Genomic DNA, 6,489 nt, shown 5'->3' with positions numbered 1-6,489 from the left:
AGGCCGATGAAGATGGCGAACGCCGTCCAGCCGGCCTTCACGTCCTCCGGCTCGGGCGCCTGGTCGGCCGCGCTGATCAGCAGGAGGGTGATCTCGGACAGCACCATGGTGCCCATTCTCTCAGGCGCTCCTACTGGCATCGATGTCGGTGACGACGCCGGTGAACAGGTCGTCCTCGGGCAGCGGGGACTCCACGTGGGAGGTCACCAGCTCGAAGTCCTCGGTCGGCCACACCTCGACCTGCAGCTCGCGCGGGATGGCGAACCAGAAGCCGTCCGGGTCGATCTGCGTGGCGTGCGCCAGCAGGGCCTGGTCGCGGACGCCGAAGAACTCCCCGCACGGCACGCGGGTGGTGATCCGCTTGTCCCACTCGGGCTCGGGCTTCCACTCCTTGATGCGCTCCTCGTAGGGCGACTCGAGGCCGTGGTCGAGCATCGCCTGGTGGAGAGCAGTGATCTTGGTGTAGCTCCAGCCGTGGTGGTAGTAGAGCTTGAGGACCTGCCAGGGCTCGCCGGCCTCGGGGTACTGCTCGGGGTCGGCGGCCGCCGCGAACGCCGCGACGCTGACCTCGTGGCACCGGATGTGGTCGGGGTGGGGGTAGCCGCCGCGCTCGTCGTACGTCGTCATCACGTGCGGCCGGAAGCTGCGGATGAACCGCACGAGCCGCTCGGTCGACTCCTCGATCGGCACCAGGGCGAAGCAGCCCTCGGGCAGCGGCGGCTTGGGGTCGCCCTCGGGCCAGCCGGAGTCGATGAAGCCGAGCCAGTCCTGGCGGACGCCGAGGATGTCGCGGGCGCGCTCCATCTCCTGCCGGCGGATCTCGGTGATGTTGGCCAGCACGTCGGGCCGGTCCATCTTGGGGTTGAGGATCGAGCCGCGCTCGCCGCCGGTGCAGGTGACGACGTGGACGTCGACGCCCTCCTTGACGTACTTGGCCGTCGACGCCGCCCCCTTGCTCGACTCGTCGTCGGGGTGGGCGTGGACGTGCATCAGCCGGAGGCCCGCGCGGGGCGCGGAGGCTGGGGGGTGCTGCGGCATGTCCTCATCCTAGGAGCGGGCTCGGCGCGCACCGGGCGCCGCCTAGGATCGGGGCGTGACCACCACCGGATCGACCGACCTGGCCGAGCGCTACGGCGCGCCCGCGCCCTGGCGGCGGCGTGCGCTGCTGGGGTCGGCCGCGGTGGTCGTCCTGGTGTTCGGCGGGTGGCTGGCGTGGGCCACGCTGGCGCAGGCCAACCCCGACGTCGCCTCGGGCGACCTGACCTTCTCGGTGGTCGACGACGGCACGGCGCTGGCCCGCTTCACCGTCGACCTCAGCGGCGACGACGTCGAGGCGACCTGCACGGTCAAGGCCTACGCCGAGGACCACACGCTCGTCGGGCAGGTGTCCTTCACCCCCGAGCCGGGAGCTGACGGCACGGTCCAGCAGGAGGTCAGCACCGAGCGCCGCGCGACGTCGGTCGAGCTGGTCGGCTGCACCGCCCCGGGCCAGAACCGACCGCGCTGATCGTCGTACGACCCCCGTCGCGCGGCGTCCTTGCTAGGGTCGACCATTCGGCCGCCCCGTTCCCGCGGGCCGCCAGGCGTGAGATCCCCCGCACCACCATCGAGCACCACACAGGAGTACCCATGTCCCAGTCGACCGAGCAGAGCAGCACCATCTGGCTGACCGCTGGTGCCCACGAGAAGCTCAAGGCCGAGCTCGAGAACCTCAAGGGCCCCGTCCGCGAGGAGATCGTCACGCGCATCAGCGAGGCCCGCGACGAGGGCGACCTCAAGGAGAACGGCGGCTACCACGCCGCCCGCGAGGACCAGGGCAAGAACGAGGGCACCATCCGCCAGCTCGAGGACGTCCTCCTGAAGGCCGTCTCCGACCAGCCCACCGACGACGACGTCGTCACCGTGGGCAAGGTCGTGACCTACAAGTTCGAGGGTGACGACGACGACGAGGCTGAGCGCTTCCTGCTGGGCGCCCGCGAGAACGAGGACTACGTCGACGTCGAGGTCTACTCGCCGCAGGCCCCCCTCGGCGAGGCGCTGCTCGGCGCCAAGAAGGGCGACACCGTTGCCTTCGAGGCGCCCAACGGCAAGACGCTCCAGGTCGTCGTGCTGGGTGCGAAGCCGTACGTCGACTGAGGTTGTTTGGGCCTCGGGTGTTCTGGCTCGGGCCTGGCTCGGGTCTGTGTCTGGGTCTGGGTCTGGCTCGACTCGAGCGATCGCACGAGTTGGGGGCTTGATCCTGGGCTTGAACCCGCCCAACGCGTGCGATCGCACGAGTTGAGTGCCGCTTGAGGGCCGGCCACCGACCCAACTCGAGCGATCGCACGAGTTGGGGGCCCGAACCGGGCTGGAGCCGGCCCAACTCGTTCGATCGCTCGAGTTGAGCGCCGATCGTGAGCCGAACCCGCCCCAACTCGTGCGATCGCACGAGTTGACCCACGCTACTGCGCGGTTCGTGCGGCTGAAGGGGTCCGAACGGGCCCCGAACTCGCAGTTCACGACCCCGGAACGGCCCGAACAGGCCTCGATTGCGCAACTGCGCACTTCACCACCCTCAGCGGAACGTGCGCTCGACCTGCTGCAGCACGTAGTGCGACCGCAGCAGCAGCACGGCCGGGTCGACGGCCGGGTCGGGGGTGGCGAAGACCGGCCAGCCCACGTCGCGCAGCGCCCGGTGCGCCTCCCCCACCCGTTCTCGGACGGACGCAGCCGGCGCGCCGGCGCAGCCGCGCTGGGCCTGCTGCTCGAGCAGCGACCGCAGCGCGACGAGAGCCGGTGGGAGCCCCGCAGGCGGTGCGCCATCGTCGACCTCGGCCGCAGGCGCCCGGTCCGGTACGGCAGAGCCCAGCAGGCGACCGACGAGCGGAGAGGTGGCCTCGCCGTCGAAGTGCAGGGCGTCGACCGGGTTGAGCTCGCGGCCGGGCCGGACGATGCTCAGCGGGTCGCCGACCCAGGCGCCGCGGAGGCGGCGTACGCGGGCGACGACGAGGGCGCCCTCGGGCAGCGCTCCGAGCGACTCGACCCGGGCGATGGCGTGGGCGAGCAGGCGGGACCAGACGAGCTCGAGCGAGACGACCTCGCCGTCACCGTCGAGGACCGGCCAGACCAGCGTCTGCCGCGCCGGGTCGAACACCGCCTTGCCCACCGCGGACGGACGGAGCACGGCCCAGGCGGCGGAGCGGTTGCCCCCAGCGAGGAGGCTGCGGGGTCCGGAGCCGCCGTCGAGGTCGGCCCAGCGAGAGACGGCGGGCAGGACGTCGAGGAGGTCGTCGCTGTCGGTGGGCGTGACCAGGGCCGAGGTCGCCTCGACGCCGGAGAGCCGGCCGTCGGCGCTGACCTGGGCGCCGGTGAGCACGAGGCGGCGGCCCGAGGTCGTGGCGGGCATGGCCAGGCCCTTCCACGGGGCGGGCTGGGTCCAGCGGGCGCGCGGGTCGAACCCGCCGACGTCCTCGGGCCGCGTGTCACCCCAGGTGTAGACCCGGCGCCGCTCGGGGCTCCAGAACACGCACGTCAGCCCGTGGTAGCCGGACGCGGTCCGCCACGGTTGCCCGCCCAGCCCGACGAGGTCGAGCGAGCGGACGGCGTCGTACGACGTCCGGGCGCGGCCGACGAGGTGGACCGGTGACTCGCCGCGCGCGGCAGCGGCCTCTAGCGCCGACACCAGCCCGTAGGCCACCGCCGCCTCGTCGAGGAGCACGTGGTCGTCGGCCGAGGCGTCGCGGCCCAGGGCGAGGTCGACCTGGTCGGCGAGGCGCCGGAGGAGGAGCGCGAGACGGGGGTATTCGGCCCCCTGGGCCCAGGTCGCCGCCGTGGTGAGGCGGTCGAGGGTGGCGGGCGAGAGGTGCGAGACGCCCACGCGGACGAGGTCCTCGAGCAGCGCCCTCACCGAGGCGTGCAGCCGCGCCCGGGAGTCGTCGCGCGACAGCCCCCGCTCGGTCGGGCCGGTCGACCGAGCGGCCGGAGCGGGCGCGTCGAGCACGAGGCCGTGCGCGCGCTGCCAGGCCAGCACGGCGGCGACCTTCCACTTCTTCGGCTGGGTCACCTTCTGGTCGAGCACCAGCCCGTCGAGCCCCCCGCCGGGGTAGCGCGCCACGACCTCGGGCCGCCCGAACGTCACCGCCAGGTAGCCGCCCCGCTCGACCCGCGGGGGCTCCTCGCCCGCGAACAGGTCGGCCACCTGCTGGTGGGCCCAGCGCAGGCCGGGCTTGCCGGCGTAGGCCGTCAGGGCGGCGGCGTCCAACGCCATCAGCTCCGCGTGCAGCGCGCCCTCCCGAGCCTCCTCGCCGGCTCCAGCGAACGCACGGTCCTGCTCGGCCAGCCACAGCCCCGCAGCCAGCACGTGCTGGCAGGTCACCGGGCTCGGGCAGTCGCACGTCGCCTCGGCGGGCCCGGCCAGCGGCACCCGGACCGTGCGCTCCCCCAGCGACACCACGACCGCCTCGTCGCCGTCGTCGACCACGACCGGGCTCACCGACCCGAGGTCCTTGCGGGCGCGGCGCAGCAGGCCGCGGTTGGCCAGCGCCACCCACGCGTCGTCGTCGTAGCGTGCGAGCAGCGCCGCCACGGCGGCCAGCGAGGTCACGGCGCGCTCATCGTGCGGTGACCCGGGCGAGCCACTCGGCGAGCTGGCCGGGAGTGAGAGCAGCGATCTCCATGCCGGCGTCGGCGAGGGCGCCCGCCATCTGCTTGTCGTAGTAGGGGTGCGCCGTGCCGTCGAGGGCGGCGAGACCGATGGTGGTCACCCGGGCCTCGACGAGGCGGCGTACGGCGGCGACCAGGCCTGCGGGCGGTCCGCCCTCGCAGAAGTCGGTGACCAGCACGACGACCGCGCGGTGCGGCTGCTCGATGACCTGCTCGGCGTAGGTGACGGCCTGGGCGATGTCGGTGCCACCGCCGAGCTGGACCGTCATCAACAGCTCGACGGGGTCGCCGGCCAGGTCGGTGAGGTCGACGACGCTGGTGTCGAAGACGACCAGCCGGAGCCGGTAGGACGGCAGCCCGACCAGGATGCCCGCCATCACCGCCGCGTGGATCACCGAGCCGACCATGCTGCCGGACTGGTCGACGACGAGCACGACCTCCCAGGGCACGCGGCGGGTGTTGCGCTCGAAGAACTTCGGGTCGGCGACGACGATCTGCTGACGCTCGACGTCGAAGTTCTTGAGGTTGGCGCGCACGGTGCCGCGCGGGTCGAACGCCGTCGCGACCGGCACCGGCGAGTGGCGGTGCTGGTTGAGGCGCCCGGCGAGGGACCGGCGCACCTCGGTCTCGAGGCGGCGGCGCAGGTCGTCGACGACCCGGCGCACGATGCGGCGCACCTCGCCCAGAACCCGCGGGTCGAGCTGGCCCCTGAGGGCGAGCAGCGTCGCGAGCAGCTCCTGGCTGGGCTCGAGCCGGGCCAGCACCTCCGGGTCGCTGACCAGCTCGGTGAGTCCGTAGCGGTCGAGCGCGTGCTTCTCGACGACCTCGACGGTCTCGACCGGGAACAGCTCGCGCACCTCGCCCAGCCAGTCGACGATGCTCGGGGCCGACGGGTCGAGCGAGCCCGGAGCCAGTGGCGGCGGCCCGTCGTCGCCGTCGGCACCCCCGCCGGGGCGGGCGCCACGACCGGAGTACTCCCGTCCGTAGAGGTAGTCGAGCGCCGCCTCGCGCCGCTCGCCCTCGCCGGACTCGGGTGCGGGCAGCTGCTGCTCGGAGTAGCGGCCGAGCACGAGCCGCCAGCGGTCGGTCGTCACAGCCACGCCTCCAGGCCGTCAGCGCGCAGCAGGTCGGCCACGTCGGCCGAGACCTGCAGGTGGGCACCGACCGCCGCCTCGTCGACGCCGCGCTGCAGCAGCGGCCCGAGCCCCTGGGCGCCGCCGGACAGCCCGCGGTGGTCGGCGACGAGCGCGGCCACGCGGTCGGTCTCACGTGGGGTGAGCGAGGAGAACGCCAGCCGCAGCTCGGGCAGGTGGGCCAGGAACGTGTGCTCGTCCCAGCCGGCGAGGCGGTCGTCGAGGGCCGGGACCACCCCGGCCTCCTGCCACACCGCCTCGCGGGCGGTGGCGAGCAGCCCGGCGAGGAAGCCGACGGACTCCTCGGCGGGCATGCTGCTGGCGAGGTGGCCGGCGACGTCGCGGGCCAGGTCGGCGTCGGCGATGCGGCCCGCCGACGAGAGCAGCCCGGCACTCGACCCGCGGACGAAGGCGAGCTCGTGGTCGCGGCGCAGCCGGTCGAGGACCTCCCAGAACGGCTCGGGGTCGAGGTCGGCACCCGCCGGCGAGGCCAGCAGCTCGCGCAGCCGGGACAGCGCGACGGCCGCGTCGCGCGGCGGGCACTCCTCGCCGCGCAGCTCGCGAGCGAGGTAGAGCGAGCGCGCGTAGCCGGCCGCCAGCAGGTCGGGCAGCTCGGTGAGCCGACCCGCCTCCAGCGGCTCGCGACCCTCGGCGAGCAGGGCCAGCCCGCCCGTGGCGGTGACAGCGTCAGGGAACGCCGGCTCGGCGGCCAGGG

6 protein-coding genes are annotated in these 6,489 nt (G+C 73.8%); 2 read left to right on the top strand and 4 right to left on the bottom strand.

The features are described from left to right. Positions 1 to 120: 120 nt before the first annotated feature. A complete protein-coding gene (mca, locus tag Q7T52_RS20415) occupies positions 121 to 1,038 on the bottom strand; it encodes a mycothiol conjugate amidase Mca (protein WP_304805394.1) in 918 nt (305 codons plus the stop codon). A 55-nt stretch (positions 1,039 to 1,093) separates the two neighbouring features. Here mca and Q7T52_RS20410 point away from each other — a divergent pair, with 55 nt between their 5' ends. Next, positions 1,094 to 1,507, top strand: a complete 414-nt coding sequence (locus Q7T52_RS20410) for a DUF4307 domain-containing protein (RefSeq protein ID WP_304805393.1) — start codon at positions 1,094 to 1,096, stop codon at positions 1,505 to 1,507. Positions 1,508 to 1,629: 122 nt separating this feature from the next. Further along, entirely contained in the window at positions 1,630 to 2,136 is a 507-nt protein-coding gene (greA, locus tag Q7T52_RS20405; RefSeq protein WP_304805392.1) for a transcription elongation factor GreA, read from the top strand. A gap of 418 nt (positions 2,137 to 2,554) precedes the next feature. Here greA and Q7T52_RS20400 read toward each other — a convergent pair whose 3' ends face one another. The 3 genes from Q7T52_RS20400 to Q7T52_RS20390 all read right to left on the bottom strand — a co-directional run. Beyond that, entirely contained in the window at positions 2,555 to 4,582 is a 2,028-nt protein-coding gene (locus Q7T52_RS20400; protein WP_304805391.1) for a hypothetical protein, read from the bottom strand. Positions 4,583 to 4,589: 7 nt separating this feature from the next. Beyond that, entirely contained in the window at positions 4,590 to 5,735 is a 1,146-nt protein-coding gene (locus Q7T52_RS20395; protein ID WP_304805390.1) for a VWA domain-containing protein, read from the bottom strand. Further along, positions 5,732 to 6,489 (bottom strand): DUF5682 family protein (locus tag Q7T52_RS20390; RefSeq protein ID WP_304805389.1); only part of this gene is annotated, 758 nt, incomplete at its 5' end. The genes Q7T52_RS20390 and Q7T52_RS20395, both read right to left, overlap by 4 nt.

This window comes from Nocardioides sp. (assembly GCF_030655615.1).
Taxonomy (GTDB): Bacteria; Actinomycetota; Actinomycetes; order Propionibacteriales; family Nocardioidaceae; genus Nocardioides.
The sequence above is the reverse complement of the archived record's forward strand: the minus strand, read 5'-3'. Positions and strand labels throughout refer to the sequence as shown.